Origin of the sequence: Psychrobacter raelei (genome assembly GCF_022631235.3) — a bacterium.
Taxonomy (GTDB): domain Bacteria; phylum Pseudomonadota; class Gammaproteobacteria; order Pseudomonadales; family Moraxellaceae; genus Psychrobacter; species Psychrobacter raelei.
Genome location: NZ_CP093310.2, coordinates 1,210,399 through 1,234,268, shown reverse-complemented (window position 1 = coordinate 1,234,268; position 23,870 = coordinate 1,210,399). Strand labels below are relative to the sequence as shown.

Sequence of the window (23,870 nt, the reverse complement as noted above, 5' to 3'; positions counted from 1 at the left end):
TGAACGCCTAATTTAACCCATTTGAGCGGTGAATCCTAGCCAAAGTTGGTCTGTACTGATGCCGGTCTAGCTTTCACGAGCTGAATGAGAGGATAGAAACTTATCCACCACTTTATATTGACCAGCAGTGCTCTCCTCGCCATACATGGCCTGTCTAAAGGCGTTAGAATCCTCGATACCAGAGGTATACCAAGCAATGTGCTTGCGGGCGATGCGGCAGCCTGAGTATTCACCATAAAAATCATATAGCTCTTGTAAATGAGTCAATACAATTTGTCTTAACTGCTCAATACTGGGGGCTGGTAATATCTCACCGGTCTGCAAATAATGGGCGATATCTCTAAACAGCCAAGGCTGACCTTGAGCAGCACGACCAATCATAATGGCATCACAGCCGGTCTGCTCATACACTTCTATGGCTTTTTGGGGGCTGTCAATGTCGCCATTGGCAATCACCGGGATGTTAACCAATTGCTTTACTTCACGAATGAGATCATAACGGGCCTGACCTCCGTATTTGTCTTCTCGAGTACGGCCGTGGATAGCAATGGCAGCAATGCCCGCCTCTTCTGCTCGTTTGGCCACACGTAAGATGTTCTCCTGTCCATTCTCATAGCCCAAGCGTGTCTTTAAAGTGACAGGTGCATCCACTGCGGCCACTGTCGCATCCAGCAGACGTGCCACCAGATCTTCATCTTTTAATAAAGCAGAGCCTGCCAGTTTACGGCACACCTTCTTGGCCGGGCAGCCCATATTAATATCAATAATCTGCGCCCCATTATTGACCTGATACTGAGCCGCTTCAGCAATTTTATCAACATCTGCGCCTGCAATTTGCGCGGATATGGGAGCAATTTCTCCCTCAAAGTTGGCTCGAAATAACGACTTTTTATGGGCATATAACGTGGCATCAGCCGTCATCATTTCGCTGACGGCATGACCGGCCCCAAACGACTTGCATAAGCGTCGAAACGGGTTGTCTGTTACTCCAGCCATAGGCGCCACCATCAATCGGTTCTGAATCTCTAATCCGCCAATATATAATGGCTGCAATAAGGGATGATCGGCCAAGGTGGTGGGTAATGTCATATCATTTGCCATTGAATCGCTCAACAAATCATTTTAAAAGAAGTATATTATTTGCAGACAAAAAGGCTTGCCCTAATAAGGACAAGCCCGTTTTATCCTGCCGTTATTGTAAGGGCTAATACCTAAAACTCAAGCGTTAACTCAAAACCTAAGGTTTAGATACCTAGCGCCCAAAGCGGCCTGTTAAGCGTGCTCAATCGCTGCTGCTAGCTGCTCAGCCTGCTGTGCAAGCTCTGCCATGTCTGCTTGAACCACAGCATGTTTACCCAGCTCATGGATATTAGAGGGAATGAGATGCACATGATAATGGAAGACGGTTTGGCCTGCCTCAGCGCCATTTAACTGCATTTGAATAATGCCTTCACGATCAAATACTTTACGCTGTGCTGCCATCACCTTTTTGGCCGTCATCAGTACCGCACTGGCATACTCAGGCTCAAGCTGCGAAAGCTCTACCGCTTTTTGTTTAGGAATAACCAACACATGACCTTTAGCTTGCGGCATGATATCCATAAAAGCTAAGGTCTTGTCATCTTCGTACACCTTGTGACAAGGGATATCACCCGATAAAATCTTAGCAAAAATATTATCGTCTTCGTAATGCTTAATGCTCATTGTTATGTCCTTATTTGTTGTGGTTTATATGAGGCATACGTTTACCTCAACATCAGTCGTATTTATCCAACTATTCAACACCAACCGCTGACAAGTTGCAACTGTAATTGCACCATAAAAAAGAGACTGCCAAGCAGTCTCCTTTTTTATGGTAGTTAAACACTGAACCACTTAGATTAAAATACGCGGTTTAGACCATTTAACGCAGCCACACGGTACGCTTCTGCCATAGTGGGATAGTTAAAGGTGGTATTCACAAAGTACTCTAGATTGTGACCACATTTCATAACGGCTTGACCAATGTGAATAATCTCAGAGGCATGATTACCATAGCAGTGGATACCCAAAATCTCTAAGGTTTCGCGGTGGAATAAGATTTTTAGTACGCCTGAACGCTCACCGATGATTTGGGCACGTGCCAAATGCTTAAAGAAAGCCTGACCCACTTCATAAGGTACTTTCTCATCGGTCAATTCTTGCTCAGTTTTACCGATACTTGAAATCTCAGGGATGGTATAAATACCAGTAGGTACGCTAGATACCGGCTCAGCATCTTCATCACCCACCATGAAGGCAGCTGCACAGCGGCCTTGGTCATAAGCGGCAGAAGCCAGTGATGGCCAGCCAATAACATCACCGGCAGCATAGATGTTCTCAACCTCAGTACGATAAGTGTCATCGACTTTGAGCTGGCCTCGGCTGTTGGCTTTTAGGCCAATGCCCTCTAAGTTTAGGCTTTCTGTATTGCCTGAACGACCATTCGACCACAAAATGGCATCTGATTTGATTTTTTTACCGCTTTTTAGATATAAAATAACGCAGTCGTCATAGGTCTCAAGCTTTTCAATCTCTTCGTTATTGCGAACCAATACCCCAAACTGACGGAAGTCATGCGATAAAGCATCGCTAATCTCTTTATCCAGATAGCTGAGCAACGAGTCGTGGTTATTGATTAAGTCCACTTTATAGCCAAGACCGGTGAAAATAGAAGCATATTCACAGCCAATCACGCCAGCACCATAGATGATGATTTTTTTGACCACATAATCCATTTGCAAGATTTTGTCAGAGTCAAACACGCGTGGATGATCAAAATCTAACAAGTCTGGACGATACGGACGGCTACCGACTGTGATAATGGCTTTGTTAAACGTGATGGTTTCAAAACCTAAGCCGTCACCTAATTCGATATGCAAGGTGTGATTGTCTACAAAGCTTGCCCAGCCATGACGCACTTCAATCTGATTACGCTCATAAAAACGGGTATGCGTGTCTACTTGATTACGCACGACTTTACGCGCTTTGGTCAGCACTTTATTCAAAGGTACCTGATAATAGTCTAAGCCTTGAGAGAATAAAGGGTCACGGCGATAGTTAATTAAGTTGAACACAGACTGACGTAGCGCCTTACTGGGGATGGTCCCCACATGGGCTGAGTTACCACCGACTTGACTACGGGCATCGACTACCACAACTTTTTTGCCAGATTTGGCAAGCTTCATGGCCGCCGCTTCCCCAGCAGGACCTGCGCCAACAACGACGGCATCATACTCATACTCATGATTGTCATTTTTTAGGCGCTCAGAGTCGCGAGTGAACCCAGAATTGATACGAATGCGATCGTTATCTAATGGACTGATGAGGTTTGGATGAAACAAGGTGTCCTCTAACGAGCTGTCACTGGCTTTGACAGGCGTTTTTTTGACTTCTGATAACACACTAGGTGCAGCACTGCCAATCTCATTAGCCGCTGTTTGAGTGCTTTGTTTGTCATCGTTAATATCGCTGGTTTCATCACCTTTACGTTTTTTAGACATATCATCCTCTTTGGTATTATAGTTCTGGCTGCAGTGGGTACGGCAATCGCTCAGTGGCACAAAATGTTTTTTTCGGCATCACTTTTTGATATTGGCTATTTTAGAGCCTGTGAAAATGCCCAATAAAAACTGGCGCCATTATAACAAATACTGACCCTTAGGTCATGGTAAAGTAGCCTTATCCAATACGGCGCTTTAATCCGGTAATTTGTAAAATACGGGTAGCAATCTCCTCGACCGACATCTCAGAGACATTTAGGCTGGGAATATTTTGGGTCATATAAATTGCCTGAATTGCCCGCTGCTCCTCTTCACACTGTTTATAACTGGCGTAACGACTACCGGCTCTGCGCTCTTGTCGAATCTTTTGAAGACGCTCAGTATCAATAATCAGACCAAACAATTTACCACGGTGCGGCTGTAGCGCTTTGGGCAGCTGGTTATCAAACAAATCATCTTCGGTCAGCGGATAGTTAGCGGCACGAATACCAAACTGTAAGGCTAAGTATAAAGAGGTGGGCGTTTTGCCAGATCGAGATACCCCGATTAGAATGATATCGGCCATATCATAATGACGGGTGCGAGCGCCATCATCATTATCTAGTGCAAAATGTACCGCATCAATACGAGATTTGTAGGTTTCTGAGTCCACATTATCATGGGCGTGGCCTGAATGACCGTCTGGCTCTACCCCTATCTCATCAGTAATACGGCCAATTAATCCCTCATACATATCAAGATTACAAGCCTGAGCAGAATTCACCACCGCACGAATATCAGGATCCACAATGGTATCAAACACCAAAGGCAGAATACCGGTAGACTGATAGGCTTCATTGATGTGTTTTACCGCCGCCTCTGCTGTCTCAATGGTGTCCACATAAGGAATAACTCGCGTCTCAAAAGGCACACTGGCGAACTGGCTTAAGATAGAGCGGCCTAAGGTCTCTGCCGTAATGGCGGTACCATCTGAAATAAAAAAGGCCACCCGAATCACTTGCGGCTTGTCATCGACAGCCAGTGCACTACGATTTTGGATGGTGGGTTTTACCGACAGAGTATTGAGTAGATTTTCCATAAAATTCCTTAGCAGCAGAGCGTTAAAAACCAAATTTTATAAACTAAGCGCATCTTATCAAATTATCGGTGTTTTGAGTGTGTAATAAGTTTTGAGTATGTAATAACTTAACCTGATTTATCGCGATCTATTTAAGTTAATTTTGACAATTACCGCGTCTGTCTTTTTTAGGTTTTATTTAGGCTGTGTGCTAAATGCCCTTATTTTTGATAGCCATAGAATAGCCATAGCAACTGCCTTTAAGCTCAAAACTGTTCAAAAAACAACCAAAAAGTTATCATTTCTAAAATAAATATCTGTATTTTAATTAGATTATAAACCATGCTATTAAAGGCTAAAAACGGCATAATTCAGCCTTGATACAACTGGGCAACATAGACTCTCAATTAACTTAAATGCTATAGTATTCCCAAATCTACTACCGTAACCCGTCAGAGTGTTGACTACGCCCAATCTCACAGCGCACTGACCCTACACAATTTTTTTAAATAACGTTATAATTTAAAAAAATAACCTTATTTCCTGGAGTTATCATGACAGCACCGCAAGTTATTACCCTTGACAAGCTAGGCAAAAACGACGTCGACACAGTCGGCGGTAAAAACGCCTCTTTAGGCGAAATGATTAGCCACTTATCAGATTTAGGTGTGAGTGTTCCTGGCGGCTTTGCTACTACTGCAGCGGCTTTCAATAGCTTTTTGATCGAGACAGGTCTGTTAGACAAAATCAACAATGAGCTTAAAAGCCTAGACGTTGATGATGTCAAAAAACTGACCGAAACCGGTGAAAAAATTCGTAACTGGATCATCGAACAAGAGCTACCTAAGTCACTAGAGCAAGAAATTCGTGACGCTTTTGAAGTGATGAGCGAAGGCCAAGACATTGCGGTTGCTGTTCGCTCCTCTGCCACAGCAGAAGACTTGCCAGATGCCTCATTTGCCGGTCAACAAGAGACCTATCTAAACATCCGTGGTATCGAAAACGTTCTGATCGCTATTAAAGAGGTGTTCTCATCACTTTATAATGACCGCGCTATCGCTTACCGTGTTCACCAAGGTTTTGAACACGCAGGTGTTGCCCTATCAGCGGGTATCCAGCGTATGGTTCGCTCAGAAACTGGCGCGGCCGGCGTTATGTTTACTCTAGATACCGAAAGCGGCTTTGATGAAGTGGTATTTATCACCTCAAGCTATGGTCTAGGTGAAATGGTGGTACAGGGTGCGGTTAACCCAGACGAATTCTACCTATCAAAAGCGCTATTAAAAGAGGGCAAGCCTGCTGTTATCCGCCGTAACCTAGGCAGCAAACATCAAAAAATGGTGTATGGCGATGAAGGCAGCACTACCCGCTCAGTAAAAACCATCGAAGTAGAAAAAGAAGATCGCAACCAGTTCTCACTAACGACAGAAGAGCTGACTGAACTTGCCAAACAAGCATTGGTTATCGAAAAACATTACGGTCAACCAATGGACATCGAGTGGGCCAAAGACGGTGATTCAGGCAAGCTATTTATCGTTCAAGCACGTCCAGAAACCGTTAAGAGTCGCCAAGACCGCAACGTCATGGAACGCTACTTGGTACAAAGCAAAGACGCTAAAATCTTATGCGAAGGTCGCTCGATCGGTCAGCGCGTAGGCTCAGGTAAAGTACGTGTGGTAAACAGCATCCATGAAATGGACAAAGTACAAGTCGGTGACGTGCTGGTATCTGACATGACAGATCCAGATTGGGAACCTGTTATGAAGCGTGCTTCTGCCATCATCACCAACCGTGGTGGTCGTACGTGTCACGCAGCGATCATTGCTCGTGAATTAGGTGTACCTGCTATCGTTGGCTGTGGTAATGCCACTGAAGTATTGACCGATGGCCAAGAAGTGACTGCGTCGTGTGCTGAGGGTGACACCGGATTTATCTATGAAGGTCTATTAGACTTTGAGGTGAAGAGCAGCTCTATCGACTCTATGCCAGAGCTTCCATTTAAGATTATGATGAACGTGGGTAACCCTGACCGTGCCTTCTCATTTGCTCAAATTCCAAACGCAGGTGTGGGCCTAGCGCGTCTAGAGTTCATCATCAACCGTATGATTGGTGTGCATCCAAAAGCGCTATTGAACATGAACACGCTACCACGTGAAGTGTCGCAAGCCATTAAAGAGCGCATCTCAGGCTATGCCTCTCCTGTAGATTTCTATGTAGACAAATTGGTTGAGGGTATCTCAACGCTAGCCGTGGCCTTTAGAAACCAGCCTGTTATCGTTCGTATGTCTGACTTCAAGTCAAACGAATATGCCAACTTAATTGGTGGTAAGCTGTATGAGCCATCAGAAGAAAACCCAATGCTTGGTTTCCGTGGTGCTAGCCGCTATGTGTCTGAGAACTTCCGTGACTGCTTCGATCTTGAATGCCGTGCATTAAAGCGTGTGCGTGATGAGATGGGTTTAACCAATGTTAAAATCATGATCCCATTCGTACGTACTACTGATGAGGCGCGTCAAGTGGTTGAAATCTTAGCCGCCAACGGTCTAAAACGTGGTGAAAATGGCCTAGAGCTTATCATGATGTGTGAGCTACCTACCAACGCCCTATTGGCTGAAGAATTCTTAGAGCATTTCGATGGCTTCTCAATCGGCTCTAACGACTTAACTCAGTTAACCCTAGGTCTAGACCGTGACTCAGGTATCGTCTCTCATCTATTTGATGAGCGTGATGCTGCGGTGAAAAAACTACTGTCAATGGCCATTGCAGAATGCCGTAAGCAAGGTAAATATGTCGGTATCTGTGGTCAAGGCCCATCAGATCACCCAGATCTAGCTTACTGGTTAATGGAGCAAGGTATCAACTCTGTATCATTAAACCCAGACTCAGTCCTAGACACTTGGATGTTCTTAGCCGATGATGCCAATGCCAAACAAAATGGCTAATTAGGCACAGCGCTGAAAAGCAGACAGCTTAGAGGTTAATCTTTAGCCTCTAATCCGGCGACCACAATTATCAAGTTTTATTGATTATTGTGGTCGTTTTCATTTAATATAATAAATAAGATTGAAAGCCACCGCGCTACACCCAACTATAAAAACTATAGCGATAAAAATAGCTTAAACACTTTAATTTAACTGTTTTAATGAATTTTGTCTTAAGTAGTGGTTTTGATTTTACAAAAGGTTGTTATATCAATGCAGATTTATCTAGCAAGAAACCAAGTTCAGGCGGGTCCTTACACGCTCACAGAGCTCAATAATATGCTTGCCACCGGTCAGGTAGACTTAAGTGATCTGATGTGGCATGCCGGTATGGAACAGTGGCAGCAAGTTGGTGAAATGACCCAAGGCAAGAATCACTACAACCCAAATGGCAGCATAAGCTCAGTACCGCCAAAGCGAGTGTCTGTGGCTGAGCTTTATGGCAAAAAAGAGTCTCATTCGACTACATCGCCCTCAGGCAATAAGCCTTTTAATATCAATAAACCAGTTAGTCTAAAAAAACAGACCGCCAGCATGGCCGCGCCCACACAGCTGGCCAGCATTAGCAGCCGAGTTTTTGCGGTACTGCTCGACGCTTTATTATTTTTGGCCTGCTACTTGCCCTTTTTATCAGGCTTAAATTATGATTTTGCAAAAATTACCGCCACCAATGGCGACATGGAAAAAATGACCCAGTTAGCGCAATCGGTTCCTGAGCATTTAAGCTCAATGACCTCGATTATGTTTTTGGCGCTGTTTGCCATTCAGCTGATCTTATTACTAAGACGCGGGCAGACCATTGGTAAATTGGTGAATGGTATTCGTATTGTTGATGAACAGTCAAAAAAACTGGCTTCAGCGACTCAGGTTATTTTAATGCGCAGCGTCATTACGTCAGCACTGTATATTCTACCCATGGTAGGCCCTATGATTTTATTGGCTGATTTTGTGGTGATGACTATAAATAAAGAGCGCCGCAGTATTCACGATAGGATTGCCAAAACCAGAGTGGTTAAAGCCGATCCTAAGCAGTTAGAAAAATAATAATCTCGCTATAGGCCTTTGGTGCTATTAATATGCCCCAAAAGCCGCTCATTTCTTGAGTTTATATTGTATTAAGCTGCCAAATTTGTTAAAATTGGCGGCTTTAATTTACACACAAATATAATATTCCAATTTGGTGTAAATGACACAACGGCCGCTTAGATTTAAGCTAAAATAAGTGATTACTCACAACCCTTTAGACTTAAATATCACGTTATTAGATGGGCTGCTCTGATAACCAGCTATTTTGTGTCAACAACTATTTGCTAGTCAATGGATAGTCTCAGATCCATGATGGCTAAAATAGGAAAGCTTACCATTGGCCTGCCCTAAGCTTGCTTAATGGCATTAATTGATAAGTTTTGTGTTATTTTACAAATAGAATTTTGCGTCAATTAGTTTTTGCTATAAACTATTGATTTTTATATTCATCAGTAATTATTACTGAGTCCTAATTTTAGTAATTAAACTCTACCAAGGAGACATCCGTGGCTAACTCAGCACAAGCTCGTAAACGCGTTCGTCAAAACAACACTCGTCGTCAGCACGCTGCATCACAGCGTTCAATGATCCGTACTTACATCAAAAAAGTAGATGCCGCTATCTTAGCTGGTGACTATGATGCCGCTACTGCCGCTTATAACAAAGCAGTACCTGTTATTGATCGTATGGCTGACAAAGGCGTTATCCATAAGAACAAAGCTGCTCGTCATAAGAGCCGTTATAACAAAGCAATCAAAGCACTTAAAGCTTAATTGATTTGATATAACCCAAAAAAGAGCCCCTAACTTTTTATGAAGTTAGGGGCTCTTTTTTGTCAGATACAGACTTCAAATTTAGCCATAAATCTTTAAATGACTGGCAGACTAAGGCAATATTAAACGCTGTGTGGGTACTTCAAATCTTTCACCACGCCAAATAAAGTTGGCAGTCGCCTGCTCAAACGGCTTATCATCAAACCACAAGAACATCCCCTCCATCATCTTAGGCCAATCATCCCAAGTAATACCTGTGCTTTGGGTCATAACCCCCAAAAATGCCGCGAGCAAAGTATCATGACTGACCGCCAGCGACAAATGTCCCGGCTGCGGCTGCGATTGATACAGTACAGATAATAAATCTAAAGCCCCTTTATTGGCAGGCTTAGTACTTGGCAAGCTATTTTGTAAAAAAGCATTGATAAACTCTAAAGCACCAATCTCTTTAAACACCGCATTGGCAAGCTTAGCATCAACCACCAAACTACCAGGCTCGACCAATAGCGGCTCATGAGCAATGGGCTGACTCACCCCCGCCCCCTCTTGCATCAATTTGGCAGTATCTACACAGCGCCAAATGGGACTGGCAATACTATGCGTATCTAAAGAGTACGGTAAAGACTCTGCCAGCCAGCGCCCCCATGACTTGGCCAGCACTCGGCCTTGCGGGGTTAACGGTAAGTCATAGCTGGCAAAGCCCTGACCATTTGAGCGCTCTCTTAAAGAATGACGGGTGAATAAAATCAGCCGCTCATTATTATGCGGCAAATGCTTAACCGAATGCATCATACTCGGTGGCAGATGCGCAGGCGCCGGCGCTGTCTTATGTAGACTGGGGGTATTGTCAGTGAGTGTTAAATCGCCTGTGTTAAGCTTGGCAGAACCAAACTCCGGCTGTATGGACTTGTTATCCAAACGAACGTCATGGCTTGTGATTTTATCTGTTGAATTATTTGTCATAATTTCGCCGTATCAAACCTCCACCATTTTTGACCAGTCAAACTCTAATTGAGTACTACTCACCTCACCAGGATAAGCACGGGGATTCACAATCACTCGAGTATTGCCTTCTATATAGTCAAAAGCCTCATGCGTATGACCATGTAGCCATAGCTTGGGAGCCCAGGGCTTGTGCATCCAAGCACTTAAATCACTGACAAATGCAGCATTGCTTGGCATACCTGCGTACCTCTGTGATACCGATCTGGGGGTGACACTGTGATGGGTCATGACCACTACCTTCTTGTGCTCACTGTGTGCCTCTATTAAAGCCTGCTTGAGCCAAGCGCGGTGCTGAGCATGAATCTGCACCGAAATCTCAGGCGAGAATAACTGTTCGCCTGCGTAAATTTGTCGGTAGTCTCGCATAAATGACATGACGACCTCTCGCGTCTCTTCGGTGGCACCAAACTGATAGTCGGTCCACAAAGTACAGCCTAAGATACGCACATCTTGGATATCAATCTGATCACACTGTAGTACTTTTAGCCCACTCATGCGGTTACTGTCAAAAGTATCCCACTGAGCCAGCTGCTGATCGAAGCACAAAATGTCTTCTGAGAAATATTCATGATTTCCGGCAATGGTCACCACAGGCGTTTCGTTGAGCATGGCTTGCTGCTGTAGCCAAGCCATCCCCTTATCACTGTTGGCGGTATCTCCGGCTACCAAGATAATATCGGCCGCTGTCTTTGGGATATGGCCCAGCGGCTTATCCCGTTTGGCATAACTGTCGATATGAAGATCACTTAATAGTTGTAGTTTCATAACGTATCAAGAATTTGTGACATCTTTTGGGTGGGATTATCAGCGTGGGTGATAGAGCGGCCTATAACCAGATAATCTGAGCCGTTTTTCATAGCCTGCTCTGGGGTACAAATACGTTTTTGGTCATCGGCTGCATCCTCAAGGGTACGGATGCCTGGGGTCACCAATTGAAAATCCATCCCACAAAGCTGTTTGAGACGACTGGCCTCTTGAGCGGAGCACACTACCCCATCAAGTCCCGCCTCTTTAGTCAGCAGCGCCAAACGCTCAACTTGCTCATTGACCGGCACATCGATCCCCAGCTGACGCAGCCCCACCTCAGTCATAGAGGTCAATACTGTCACTGCAATCAATAACGTCTCATGGCCGCCGTTTACCAAGCGCTCTTTGGCCGTCTGCATCGCTTCAAGACCAGCACTGGCATGTACATTGACCATCCATACCCCCATATCTGCTGCTGCCAATACCGCTTGTGCTGTGGTATTGGGAATGTCATGGAATTTTAGATCCAAAAACACCTCAAAGCCTCGTTGATGTAACTCATCGATAATTTGAGGTCCACAGCGTGTAAACAGCTCTTTACCCACTTTTACGCGGCAATACTTAGGATCCAGCTGATCGGCCAAAGCCAAGGCTTCATTCAAAGAGGCTTTATCTAACGCCACAATAATAGGCGAATTGGGCCGGGTTAATTGTGGTTTGTTTTGCAGAATTGACTTGGACTGCTGAAGTTGGGTCACATTGCCTCCTAAGCATGTATCATAAATAATAAAATGAGCTGATTAAATCGCTTTAGCAGATAAGCTTGAGCAAATAAATAGTATATAGGATGCGCCTGCAAAGCGCTAAATTAATCCACAGTTGACCACTTAGTTTTCATGTTAATCGATTGTTATGACCCGTCACTCAACCACTCGGCCAAAAAAAACGACCCTGAGGCCGTTTTTTAATCGCTATAACATCTTATCTTATCTAATAACGGTCGTATCCACGGGATCTACGCCCGCTTGTGAGTCAACATAGATGGTCTGATCGGCAGTCTTAACGGTTGATAGACGCTCTATCTCGATGGTTGACTGAGCCAGCTCTTCTTGTAAGCGCTTGTTCTCTTTACTCAAACGGCCAATTTCCCACTTGTTTTGTAGTACTTTAAACAGCAATAAAGCCAATAGCATGCCGATCACGACACCTAAGAACAGACACAAAATTAATAACAGACCTAAGTTCATGGCTGGCGCTTGAGTAAACAGTAAATTTACTGCCACTTCGCTACCGTTGACCAATACCAGACCCAAAGAATAGCCAAAAATCAAAAATAATAAAACAATTAAGACAAAACGCATAGTGACCTCAAAATAATCAAATTTAGAAAAAAAGTAAAATAGGGCGCATTTATTATAGACATTGACTTATTAAATACGCTAATAAATGCGATTATAACGCTTTATAAGCGCATGCCGCTAGCATTCATTTTATGCCATAATCTGTTTTTTCGTGAAAAATGACCGAATCACACGGATTAACGTGCTGTATTACAAGTAATAGTTATCAATAGGCCATTTTTTTGGTACTATGCGTGTTAAATTATGACAACTATAGCCCTATATACCAATAACAGGAAGGGCGGCATAAATTGCCTGTCAGATTATGCGCAATCTTAGGTCGGTGACCTGCCTTAACGTAGGCCTTGCCGCCGACAGCTAATCCCTGTTATTTATTGAATTTTAAGGAAGTAAGATGAGTTTATTTATTCAAGCGGCCCACGCGGCTCCAGAAGCGGCCGGTGGCCCTGCTATGATTATGCAATGGATTTTCCCATTAGCCATTTTCGCAATTTTTTACTTTTTGGTGATCAGACCTCAGTCAAAACGCGCCAAAGAGCACCGCAATATGGTGGACTCGTTGGCTGTTGGCAACGAAGTTATCTTCGCCGGCGGCTTAATGGGCAAAATCAAATCTATTGAAGGCGATTACGCGGTAGTTAGCCTAAACGATAGAAACGACGTAATGATACAACGTGCTTCTGTCATCTCAGTTTTGCCAAATGGCACAATTGATGGCTTGCAATAACAGTTTATTATGACCGTTAATTAATCCAAAAACCAACCCCATGCCCCTAAACCATCACTGGTTTGACGGCAAAATGGGAGTGGTTTTTGGATTATATGTTTTAGTTAAATGAATTAGAGTGCGTCACTCGCGATAACTATAGTTCAGTGTTATAAGCCCAATTTGATTGCTTTAACAATAGCGCTTATCACCTCGTTTTATACGTATCTTATCTGTTAAAGACTGCCTATAGCACTCTACTGTTTCCCTTCCCTCAAGTGAAGAAGCTACTATGCATTACCCTGCCTGGAAATATTTCTTAATCGTCACCGTGCTCGTCATCGCTGGGCTTTATGCTCTGCCGAATTTATATCCTGACGAACCTGCGGTTCAAGTAACCAGTGCCTCAGCAGGTACCGAGCTGACTGAAGAGGTGCTAACCCAATCCACTCAACTGCTTGATGAAGCGGGTATCGCCTATCATGATCCCACCTTCTCAGGTAACAGTGCTTTGTTACGTGTAGAAAACGGGGCAGAGCAACGAAAAGCTCAAGAAGTACTGCGCCAACAACTTGGTAATGACTATGTTGTGGCTTTAAACCTGGCTCAAACTACCCCAGAATGGCTGCGCAGTATCGGTGCCAAGCCATTAAAGCTTGGGCTAGACTTACGTGGTGGTGTGCGCTTTGTTCTTGAAGTCGATATGAACAAAGCCTTAGAGCAGCGTCTAAAAACCACCAGTAATGATGTGCGCAGCAGCTTACGTGCTGAGCGTGTGGCCGCCAAAGGTATTAACGTGGTGGAACAAGGCTTAGTACTGCATTTTAAAGATGTTGATCTGCGTGACAAAGCACAGCGCATTATCCAGCGTGACCATGGTGCCCAGTTTGACATGCAGGCATTGATGGATGATCAAGGTCCTGCGCTGCGCCTGAATTATAATGAGGCAACTTTAAAAGAGATTAATGAATACGCAGTGGGTCAAAACTTAACCACACTACGTAACCGTATCGCTGAGCTTGGGGTATCAGAAGCGTTGGTTCAGTCGCAAGGCAGCAACCGTATTGTGGTTGAATTGCCAGGTGTCCAAGACACCGCTGAAGCCAAGCGTGTGTTAGGTCGTACCGCAAACTTAGAGTTTCGCTTAGTTGCTGATGAGAACACCACTTATGCAGGTGGCATTCCTCCTGCAGGCACTGAAGCCTTTCCTTACATGACACTTGATGGCCCACCATCTTTGTTAAACCGTCAGCCCATCTTAACGGGTGAAAAAGTCCAAGGCGCCACCTCTGGTCTAGATGAAAATGGGGCACCTGAGGTAAATATTACCCTAGATACCGCTGGTGGTAAGCTGATGCAAAATGCCACTAAGAGCGCTGTTGGCAAGCAGATGGCTGTACTGTTTATTGAAAACAAACAAAAAATCGCCTATAGCAAAGATCCAAACACTGGCGAGACCATTGAGACGCGTACCCCCTACGCTGAGACCAAAATCATTAGCCAAGCCAATATTCAAGCGGTGCTGGGCTCCTCATTCCGTATTACTGGCTTAAACAGTAATGCTGAGGCCGCTGAGCTGGCATTATTGCTTCGCTCTGGTGCTCTGGCTGCGCCAATGTACTTCGTAGAAGAGCGCACCATTGGTCCGTCACTGGGTCAACAAAACATCGATGATGGCTTGTTCTCAACTAAGATTGGTTACTTACTGGTCTTCTTATTTATGATCTTGTTCTATCGTCTGTTTGGGGTGATTGCCAATATTGCTCTGGCCTTTAACCTTATTATTATGATTGCGGTATTGTCTATCTTAGGGGCATCTTTAACCCTACCTGGTATTGCTGGTATCGTATTGACCATTGGTATGGCGGTGGATGCCAACGTGCTTATCTTTGAGCGTATACGCGAAGAGATTGCCGAGGGCGTAAGGCCAAAATCTGCTATTGTTGCCGGTTTTGACCGCGCCTTTAGCAGTATTTTTGATGGTAACATCACCACGTTATTGGTCGCTATTATCTTATTCTCAATTGGTTCTGGTCCAATCAAAGGGTTCGCAATTACCCTAGCGATTGGTATTTTAAGCTCGCTATTCACAGCCATCATCGTGACACGTGCTTTGGTTCACCTGATTTATGGCAATCGTAAATCTGTCGATAAATTGAGCATAGGCTAGGAGAGAATAATGTCTAATAACAATCAAAACGACCAACCGAACAACACGCCAGGCGGCTCACATCCTGACTATATTGAAGGCGGTCGTCGCCGCAGACGTGGCCCTCGCCGTGATGGTAAAAATAACAGCTCAAATCGCAGTGCGGTGTCAGAGTCTACAGACTTAACCACCTCTCAAGATTTAGCAGCCAGCAATGGCTTTGATGCAGACGTCTATGAAGATGAAGCCGCTTTAGCCGAAGGGGGCATTAAAGCGGTAGGTTCTAAGCGCATCATCCCCTTCATGAAGCTTGAAAAGCCGATGGCTATTTTCTCAATTCTGATGGTTTTGATCAGTATCGGTGCGCTGCTCATTAATGGTTTGAATTTAGGGCTAGACTTCACCGGTGGTGTCTCAGCAGATGTCAAATATCAAAATCCAGTAGAGCAGACTGAGGTCATTCAGTCTCTAGAGAAATCTGGATTTGATGATGCTGTCGTACAGTATCTTGGTGGTACTACTGAGCTTTTGGTACGTCTACCCCCTCAGTCAGATAACGTGGCTGGCCTTAATGAAAGCTTAGGTAAAGCATTGGATTTACCAGGTAACAATGCTGAAATTAGCAATTTAAACATCATTGGTAGTCAGGTGGGCAGCGAGGTATATCTTAGCTCACTCATTGCCATCGTCACAGCGTTGGGCATGATGATGCTGTACGTTGCGGTTCGCTTCCAGTTCAAGTTGGCTGTGGGCGCTTTATTGGCCCTAGTGCATGATGCCGTTGTTACTTTAGGGGTGTTTGCGTTATTTCAGTTTCCATTTGACTTGACTGTATTAGCCGCCATCTTGGCGTTAATCGGTTACTCATTGAACGATACCATTGTTGTGTTTGACCGTATCCGTGAGAACTTCAGACGGGTGCGTGATGCCAGCTCAAGGCAAATCATTGATTTATCGCTCACAGAGACCTTACGCCGTACTATTATGACCGTATCTACGGTATTGGTTGTGGTATTGGCGATGCTGTTCTTAGGCGGTGCCGGCCTATACTGGTTCTCCTTCGCCTTCTTCATCGGTCTGATTGCAGGTACTTATTCTTCTACGTACATCTCAAGCTCAATCCCGTTAGCCTTAGGCTTATCGCGTGATGACTTCGTCGTAAAAGTTAAGCCTGAATTCCAAGAAGAAGTGGTCAGCTTCAACGACCCTAAGGCTTTTGAAGACTAAGATAAAGTCTATGGAGATCACTCAAGAAGCTTTGCTAACTAAAGTTACAGCTTGCTTCTTGAGTTAATATCTTTGCCAAGAGATACTAGCCCCACCTAACATTTTTTATGCAGCAATTGATATGCCGCAAGCCATAAAAGCACCTTAGGGTGCTTTTATGTTTTGTGATCGGCCATGTTGTATTTGCTTTCATATTTGATCAAAAAGTTAAGGTTTTTATGACTCAAGACTCAGCCGCTCCCCTCAATCTTAGTTATCGTCATATCATTGCTATTGCCGCCCCTGTACTGATTGCTAATCTTGCAATGCCACTACAAGGCGCTATTGATGTGGGTGTGGTGGGCCATTTTCCAAGCTCTTATAATTTGGCCGGCTTAGGCATTGCCTCACAGCTGTGGCTACTTATCTTAGTCAGCTTTAATTTTTTGCAATATGCGTCATCTGGTCTTGCCGCTCAAGCTTTGGGTCGACAAGCCAGCGGATTAGCTACGCCCAATGAGCTGGCTGATATCTTGTACCGCTCCTTGGGTCTTGCGCTGATATTGGCGGCGCTACTGTGGGTATGTCGACCCTATATCTTGAGTCTGGGCCTTGACTTACTCGGTGCACAGCCAAACAGCAGTGCAGCTGCTCATACCTACTTAAGCGTACGCTACTATGGCCTTGTGTTTGAGCTGATGAACTACGCTTTTATTGGTTGGTTTGCCGGACAAGGCCGAACCAATCAAATGATGATGGTGCAGCTGCTTATTTCTATCATTAATATTGTGCTCACTTTAAGCTTTGTGTATCTGTTTGATATGGGTCTTGAAGGCGTGGCTTTGGGCACAGTCATCGGCTATGCATCCGGCTGTGTCACCGCCCTTATTTTGGCCAAAAAAAGCTTGGCAAGCATAAGTACCGCTGCCTCGCCCCACAAAGCTTTGGCGTCATCCCCGCCCCAAGACTTAACGCTTAGGCTCAAACAAATTTATGCCGCTGATAAAATGCTCAGCTTGTTTTCTTTGAACAAAGACATTTTTATCCGCACCATTTTGCTTACCTTAAGTTTTGCTTGGATCACTCGTCTATCGGCTCAGCAAGGCGACTTGGTGATGGCCACTAATGCACTGCTGCTACAAGTACTTAGTATCTCCGCTTTTGCGTTAGATGGGGTTGCTGTGGCAGCTGAGAGCTTATCAGGACAGGCGGCGGCGCGTAAGGGTCGTGATCAGTTTATCACTGCACTCAAGCGTACTGGTGTCATTACATTTCTATTGGCCTTATCGTTAAGCATCATTTGGGCGTTTGTTTTGCCTTATTTTTTAAGCCTAATGACCGACTTGCCAGCGGTATATGACTTGGCCATAGAGTATCGTTATGTGGCCACGTTACTGCCATTAATGGGCGCTGGTGCTTATTGGCTAGATGGCATCATGTTTGGCTTAACTGCAGGATCAAAAATCCGTCAAGTGGCCATTATCGTGTCGGCTATCTTCTTTCCTTTAACCTATATAGTGTACGCACTTTATGGGTCTGAGCATGCCATGCTGGTCATCTGGTTTGGGGTTTATTGGTTATTAGCTTCTCGCTTTGTGGTGGCCGCTATTGTCTTATGGCGCAACCAAGATGTATTAATTTATAATAAAAACTAACTTAGGAATATTTATGTCAGAAGCTCCTGAAAAATTCCCCTTTAAGCTTTGGCCTACTCTAATAGCAATAGCGGTAGGACTTATTATTTGGTTTGTGATTCCCACCCCTGAAGGTGTCACCGACAATGCTTGGCATTTATTAGCCTTGTTCGTGGCAACCATCGTGGCTATCATCGGTAAGGCTTTACCCATTGGTGCTTTGGCCATTATCGGTATTACCTTAGTGGCCTTAACCGGCGTGACAGCTGAGACGCCTAAAGCGGCTATGCAAGATGCCTTATCAAGCTTCTCAAGCCCCTTAATTTGGCTCATCGGTATCGCGGTCATGATATCACGTGGCCTGATTAAAACAGGGCTTGGCTCAAGAATTGCCTATTACTTCATCTCTATCTTTGGCAAAAAAACCTTGGGTATTGGTTATTCATTAGCGGCAGCGGAGCTGATGATTGCGCCTATTACGCCCTCAAACACAGCCCGAGGTGGCGGGATTATTCATCCTATTATGCGCTCTATCGCGCTAAGCTTTCACTCCACGCCTGAAGAGGGTACCCAAAATAAGATGGGGCGTTATCTGGCGATGGTCAATTATCATGCCAACCCCATTACCTCTGGTATGTTTATTACTGCCACAGCGCCCAACCCTTTAGTCGTCGACTTAGTCAACAAGGCAACAGGCAGCGACATTCATCTGTCTTGGACCACTTGGGCACTGGCGATGTTTGTGCCGGGGCTACTGTGTATCTTGATTATGCCGCTGGTGATTTATCTGGTGTATCCGCCAGAGATTAAAGAGACCCCTGACGCCAAAAACTATGCAAGAGAAAACCTAGCCAAGCTTGGCTCGGTCACCCGTCAAGAAAAAATTATGCTGGCGGTGTTTGCCCTAATGCTACTGCTTTGGGCCAATATTCCTGCGCTTATCTTCGGTGATCAGTTTAGTGTAGATGCCACAGCCACAGCATTTTTAGGCTTGTCTGTGCTGATTATGGCTGGCGTATTGACTTGGGAGGATGTGCTAAAAGAAAAATCGGCGTGGGATACCATCGTATGGTTTGGCGCGCTGGTCATGATGGCTGATTATCTTAATAAACTAGGTTTAATCAGTTGGTTTTCATCCAATATCGAATCAGCCATTGCTCTAACAGGTGTGGGCTGGGTCGGTGCTGTGGCAATTTTGACCTTGGTCTATTTGTACATGCACTATTTCTTTGCCAGTACTACCGCACACGTGACCGCCATGTTCGCCGCTTTTTATGCAGTCGGCTTAAGCCTAGGCGCGCCCCCTATGCTGTATGCACTCATATTAGCAGCCGCGGGTAACATCATGATGACGCTCACCCACTATGCTACCGGTACCGCTCCGGTAATCTTTAACTCAGGCTATACCACCTTAAAAGAGTGGTGGACAGTCGGCGCTATCATGAGTGTGGTGAACTTAGTGGTTTGGATTGGCTCTGGTCTAATCTGGTGGAAAGTACTCGGCTATTACTAGCCCCTGTGTTATTGCGCAGCCGTTATATTGTCCAAAGCCAGAACACCAAAAGACGCCTTGTATCAGGGCGTCTTTTTTATGATCCATACTAGCCCAACCTAAGCTGGCTATTTAACGGCCATGCACTCTATTTCAACTTTAGCACCTAGTGCCAAGTCTTTAACGGCAAAGGCTGAGCGTACCGGATATGGTTTACTTAGCTTGCTCTGATACACGTCATTAAATGCATCAAAATCTTTAATATCAGTGAGCATCACCATACATTTGACCAAGTCCGAGCTTTGGTAACCGTAGCTTAACAGGGTTTGATTGATATTGTCTAAGGCCTGAGCGGTCTGCGCTTTAATACCACCTGATACCAGTTTATTGTCTTTCATACCCAGTTCGCCTGATAGATACAAAGTATCGCCTGCCCGAACTGCCTTAGAAAAAGGATAAGCGCCTTGTGAACCATAAAAAATAGGCGCTGTTTTGCTGACGATATTCACTTTGGGTTTGGGTGGATGAGAGTTTTGGCTGGGGTTGACGCCCTGAGTGGCAGCTTGTACCGTCATGGCTTGAGCTACCAGAGTGATACTCAGCAGCGAGCCAATCGCAATTTTATTTAAAGATGTCTGAAACATAACCGTCCTATTTTATTTTTAGTTTGTTATTAGTTAAAGCTCAAACAAAGAAACTGTGGTCTATTATGGGCATAAAAAAGCACCGCATAAATTATGCAGTGCTTTTATCATAACAAACTAATGGTGAGCTTGGCGGGCAATTTTTCAGTTAACATCAATCTGCTTTATATTATCAGATGATAATGATCTTAAACGCCTCGCTTAGTTTTCTTGCACCCCAGTCATGTCCACTGGCGTATCTGCAATGACTTCCACTCCCACTGCCTTGCTTTTGGCCTGATCGTTGCGCTGCTCTTGCAGGTAGTCTAAATACTCAGGGGTAATGGTACCTGTGATGTATTTACCATCGAATACCGCACAATCAAAACCTTCTACTTTGCTGTGCTTAGTATCTTGTACCGCTTCAATCAAGTCATCTAGGTCTTGGAAAATCAAACGGTCAGCACCGATAATGTCACGAACCTCTTCTACCGTATGACCTGATGCAATCAGCTCATGACGCACTGGCATATCAATGCCATAGACATTCGGGAATTTAACCGGTGGCGCGGCGCTGGCAAAAAACACCTTATTGGCGCCGGCATCACGCGCCATTTGGATAATCTCATGACAGGTCGTACCACGTACGATAGAGTCATCGACCAATAAGACATTTTTATTTTTAAATTCAAGCGGTACTGCATTTAGCTTTTGGCGCACCGATTTTTTGCGCTGCTGCTGACCGGGCATAATAAAGGTGCGGCCGATATAGCGGTTTTTCATAAAGCCTTCGCGGTACTTCACATTAAGCTTAAGCGCCAGCTCCATCGCTGAGGTACGTGATGTATCTGGGATAGGAATAACCACGTCGATATCGTGCTCATTGCCCCACTCATCCAAAATCTTCTGAGCCAATTTCTCACCCATACGCAGACGCGCTTTGTATACTGAGATGTTGTCCATAATAGAATCTGGACGCGCAAAATATACATACTCAAACATACAAGGGGTGTACTCTTTTTGCTCCGTACATTGACGGGTGTGCATCTTATTATCAAGGTCAATAAAGATGGCTTCACCAGGCTTGATATCACGAACCACTTTGAATCCTGATCCAGTCAGAGCCACTGACTCTGAAGCTACCATGTATTCGATGCGGCCATCAGCAGCTTCACGCTCGCCGTAAATCAGTGGACGAATACCATTAGGGTCTCTGAAAGCAATCAGGCCTTGACCAGTAATTAGCGCCACTACAGCATAAGCGCCTTCGATACGCTTATACATTGAGCTGATCGCATCAAAAATGTCATCGGGCGTAGGCTGAGTTTTGCCTAATGCCTGAATTTCATGCGCCAATACGTTTAATAATACCTCTGAGTCAGAGTTGGTATTTAGATGACGTAGGTCATCTTGATACAGCTCTTTTGCCAAGGTTTCTGCATTGGTCAAGTTACCATTATGTGCAAGTGTAATGCCATAAGGAGAGTTTACATAAAAAGGTTGTGCCTCTGCACTACTTGAAGTGCCTGCTGTTGGGTATCTGACATGACCCACACCAAACTCACCCACAAGTCGCAACATATGACGTGTCATAAACACATCACGCACCATACCATTGTCTTTACGCAGAAAAAAGCGTCCATCTTTCATGGTCACGATACCAGCGGCATCTTGCCCACGGTGTTGAAGTACAGTTAATGCGTCATACAACATCTGGTTGACTGGTTCATGTGCTGCAACACCTACAACTCCACACATACTCTATCCTTTTAAAATAGTCTTTACTGGTTAAAAGATTCATTTAGTGGTGGCTAAACTACACTTCATCGCTGAAAACACTCAGCTTTTGGTTATCAACCCGCTTACTGCTGCTCCATTGAGTTTGAATCAACAGCAGAGGGATCATTGCTTTTCGAGTCAGGCACATCAATTTGTTGCCATGCCTCACCCAACACTTTGGTAGCAAATTCTTTGGCAAAAGGGGCATAAGGCAGTAGCTCTGGCGCAAGCATAGAAGACTGCCACATGGCCGTATTGACCAGTACCGGCGCTGATACACTAAGCATCACCAGCACCACAAGTAGGTTTTTAAAAGCACCCAGTACCCCGCCGGCCAGCTGGTCAATAAAACCAAGCTTTAGGCTTTTGACAATACCAGACACCAGCATGGTGAGTATCTGAATCACCAGCATTACGATAAGTACCACGGCCAAAAAGCCTGCGCCCATCTGTAATACGGGGGAGCTGACAACATTGGCCAAATAAGGCGCCACATCATCGGCCAAGTGCGTTGCAGCTAATAGGGCAATAAACCAGCCTACCAGCGAGATGGCGCTACGAATAAAACCTGCGCTAAAGCCTCGCCACAACCCCGCCAGCACCATAATGGCAATAACAATGTCTAAAAACCCCATACTCTCTCCACGCCTACTTTAGTTGTTTTATCAATTGATGGCTTACTAAAGCATCATGGCATCACGATGACTGGTAATGGCTTCGACACACTGCTGCACCAGTTTTGGCCCTTGATAAATCATACCGCTGTACAGCTGTATCATGGTAGCGCCAGCGTTTAACTTACGTACCGCCTTATCTCCACTATCAATACCGCCAACCCCAATAATAGGCACCTTACCCTCTAGTCGCTCATAAAACTGTTCGATAATCTGGGTACTTAGATGACCCACAGGGCGACCTGAGAGTCCACCTGCCTCATCACCAAACGGCAAGTCCTCTACCCCTGTTCTACTTAACGTAGTATTGGTAGCAATCAAGCCATCAATATCAAATTCAATAAGCTGGTTGGCAATATAATCGACCTGCTCAGGGGTTAAGTCTGGTGCTACTTTTAGCACCATGGGCACATAAAACCCATACTCTGTTGCCAGCTGACTATGACGGTTTTTTATGCTGTCTAGCAGCTCAGTTAAGGCCTCACCACTTTGCAAGTCACGTAGATTTTTGGTGTTTGGAGAGGAGATATTGACCGTAATATAAGAGGCATGAGGATATACGCGGTCTAAGCAATATATGTAGTCATCGGCGGCATTTTCAACCGGCGTCACTGCATTTTTTCCAATATTTATGCCGATATTGCCTTTGTATTTTGCACGCTGAACGTTCTGGATTAAGCGATCCACCCCTAGATTATTAAAGCCCATACGGTTGATAATCGCATCGGCCTCTTTGATTCTAAATAAGCGCGGTTTTTCATTACCTTGCTGCGGTCTTGGCGTCACAGTACCCACTTCGATAAAGCCAAAACCAAGCTCAGCCAACGCATCAATATATTGACCATTTTTATCTAAGCCGGCTGCCAATCCCACAGGGTTTGAAAACTGCAAACCCATACATTCAGTCGGCAAAGACTGCTGAGAATAGATAAAACCAAGCGCCCGAGCTTTGTGCGCTTTTTCTAACAGTTGCAGCGTAAGCTCATGAGCATGTTCAGGATCTAAATTAAATAAGAAAGGGCGTAGTAAGGCGTAGGACATAACGCTAGGTAACCTGTTATGAAATAAGTAAATTTAGAAGATGGCAATCAAGCACATTCGATCAATTATGGGTTTACTCAAGATAAGTTGTGTTC

The 23,870-nt window shown here is 44.8% G+C and carries 20 protein-coding genes; 8 read left to right on the top strand and 12 right to left on the bottom strand.

The features are described from left to right. Positions 1-66: 66 nt before the first annotated feature. From dusB to ppsR, 4 genes are all read right to left on the bottom strand, one after another. A complete protein-coding gene (dusB, locus tag MN210_RS05310) occupies positions 67-1,101 on the bottom strand; it encodes a tRNA dihydrouridine synthase DusB (RefSeq protein WP_155586864.1) in 1,035 nt (344 codons plus the stop codon). Positions 1,102-1,272: 171 nt separating this feature from the next. Further along, positions 1,273-1,704 carry an HIT family protein gene (locus MN210_RS05305; RefSeq protein WP_011960222.1) on the bottom strand — a complete coding sequence of 144 codons (432 nt, stop codon included), beginning with the start codon at positions 1,702-1,704 and terminating at the stop codon, positions 1,273-1,275. A 176-nt stretch (positions 1,705-1,880) separates the two neighbouring features. Then, complete coding sequence (gene sthA, locus MN210_RS05300; RefSeq protein ID WP_011960221.1) at positions 1,881-3,521, bottom strand: Si-specific NAD(P)(+) transhydrogenase; 1,641 nt, start codon at positions 3,519-3,521, stop codon at positions 1,881-1,883. Positions 3,522-3,699: 178 nt separating this feature from the next. Continuing rightward, positions 3,700-4,599 (bottom strand): posphoenolpyruvate synthetase regulatory kinase/phosphorylase PpsR, encoded by a 900-nt coding sequence (gene ppsR, locus MN210_RS05295; RefSeq protein WP_011960220.1) that lies wholly within the window; start codon positions 4,597-4,599, stop codon positions 3,700-3,702. Between the two features lie 533 nt (positions 4,600-5,132). On the opposite strand from ppsR, the gene ppsA reads away from it, so the two are divergent. The 3 genes from ppsA (at position 5,133) to rpsT (ending at position 9,358) form a co-directional block, all read left to right on the top strand. Then, positions 5,133-7,520 (top strand): phosphoenolpyruvate synthase, encoded by a 2,388-nt coding sequence (ppsA, locus tag MN210_RS05290; protein ID WP_011960219.1) that lies wholly within the window; start codon positions 5,133-5,135, stop codon positions 7,518-7,520. Positions 7,521-7,772: 252 nt separating this feature from the next. Further along, positions 7,773-8,603: an RDD family protein gene (locus tag MN210_RS05285; RefSeq protein ID WP_201543261.1), complete on the top strand. Its 831-nt coding sequence runs from the start codon at positions 7,773-7,775 to the stop codon at positions 8,601-8,603. Between the two features lie 488 nt (positions 8,604-9,091). Further along, a complete protein-coding gene (rpsT, locus tag MN210_RS05280; protein WP_011960217.1) occupies positions 9,092-9,358 on the top strand; it encodes a 30S ribosomal protein S20 in 267 nt (88 codons plus the stop codon). A 111-nt stretch (positions 9,359-9,469) separates the two neighbouring features. Here rpsT and MN210_RS05275 read toward each other — a convergent pair whose 3' ends face one another. From MN210_RS05275 to MN210_RS05260, 4 genes are all read right to left on the bottom strand, one after another. After that, positions 9,470-10,321, bottom strand: a complete 852-nt coding sequence (locus tag MN210_RS05275; RefSeq protein WP_201543263.1) for a histidine phosphatase family protein — start codon at positions 10,319-10,321, stop codon at positions 9,470-9,472. A 12-nt stretch (positions 10,322-10,333) separates the two neighbouring features. Next, the gene (locus MN210_RS05270) at positions 10,334-11,128 is read right to left on the bottom strand and encodes a metallophosphoesterase (protein ID WP_011960215.1); all 795 of its coding nucleotides are present in this window, start codon (positions 11,126-11,128) and stop codon (positions 10,334-10,336) included. Beyond that, positions 11,125-11,838 (bottom strand): orotidine-5'-phosphate decarboxylase, encoded by a 714-nt coding sequence (gene pyrF / locus MN210_RS05265; RefSeq protein ID WP_041773576.1) that lies wholly within the window; start codon positions 11,836-11,838, stop codon positions 11,125-11,127. The genes MN210_RS05270 and pyrF overlap by 4 nt, the downstream gene beginning before the upstream one ends. Before the next feature lie 258 nt (positions 11,839-12,096). Further along, positions 12,097-12,471 (bottom strand): lipopolysaccharide assembly protein LapA domain-containing protein, encoded by a 375-nt coding sequence (locus MN210_RS05260; RefSeq protein WP_011960213.1) that lies wholly within the window; start codon positions 12,469-12,471, stop codon positions 12,097-12,099. Positions 12,472-12,865: 394 nt separating this feature from the next. Between MN210_RS05260 and yajC the strand changes: the two genes are divergently transcribed. The 5 genes from yajC (at position 12,866) to MN210_RS05235 (ending at position 19,679) form a co-directional block, all read left to right on the top strand. Continuing rightward, the gene (gene yajC, locus MN210_RS05255) at positions 12,866-13,198 is read left to right on the top strand and encodes a preprotein translocase subunit YajC (RefSeq protein WP_011960212.1); all 333 of its coding nucleotides are present in this window, start codon (positions 12,866-12,868) and stop codon (positions 13,196-13,198) included. 271 nt (positions 13,199-13,469) lie between these two features. After that, positions 13,470-15,347, top strand: a complete 1,878-nt coding sequence (gene secD, locus MN210_RS05250) for a protein translocase subunit SecD (protein ID WP_011960211.1) — start codon at positions 13,470-13,472, stop codon at positions 15,345-15,347. 9 nt (positions 15,348-15,356) lie between these two features. Continuing rightward, complete coding sequence (secF, locus tag MN210_RS05245) at positions 15,357-16,553, top strand: protein translocase subunit SecF (RefSeq protein ID WP_338412688.1); 1,197 nt, start codon at positions 15,357-15,359, stop codon at positions 16,551-16,553. 218 nt (positions 16,554-16,771) lie between these two features. Further along, on the top strand, positions 16,772-18,187 hold the full coding sequence (locus MN210_RS05240) for an MATE family efflux transporter (protein ID WP_338412687.1): 1,416 nt from the start codon (positions 16,772-16,774) through the stop codon (positions 18,185-18,187). Between the two features lie 13 nt (positions 18,188-18,200). Then, a complete protein-coding gene (locus tag MN210_RS05235; protein ID WP_011960208.1) occupies positions 18,201-19,679 on the top strand; it encodes an anion permease in 1,479 nt (492 codons plus the stop codon). Positions 19,680-19,786: 107 nt separating this feature from the next. On the opposite strand, the gene MN210_RS05230 is transcribed toward MN210_RS05235, so the two are convergent. The 4 genes from MN210_RS05230 to MN210_RS05215 form a co-directional block, all read right to left on the bottom strand. Continuing rightward, entirely contained in the window at positions 19,787-20,302 is a 516-nt protein-coding gene (locus MN210_RS05230; RefSeq protein WP_241879419.1) for a RidA family protein, read from the bottom strand. 201 nt (positions 20,303-20,503) lie between these two features. Continuing rightward, on the bottom strand, positions 20,504-22,039 hold the full coding sequence (gene purF, locus MN210_RS05225; RefSeq protein ID WP_338412686.1) for an amidophosphoribosyltransferase: 1,536 nt from the start codon (positions 22,037-22,039) through the stop codon (positions 20,504-20,506). Between the two features lie 104 nt (positions 22,040-22,143). Beyond that, positions 22,144-22,695, bottom strand: coding sequence for a CvpA family protein (locus MN210_RS05220; protein WP_338412685.1), 552 nt, complete (start codon positions 22,693-22,695; stop codon positions 22,144-22,146). Between the two features lie 45 nt (positions 22,696-22,740). Next, complete coding sequence (locus tag MN210_RS05215) at positions 22,741-23,775, bottom strand: quinone-dependent dihydroorotate dehydrogenase (RefSeq protein WP_011960204.1); 1,035 nt, start codon at positions 23,773-23,775, stop codon at positions 22,741-22,743. Between the last annotated feature and the right edge of the window lie 95 nt (positions 23,776-23,870).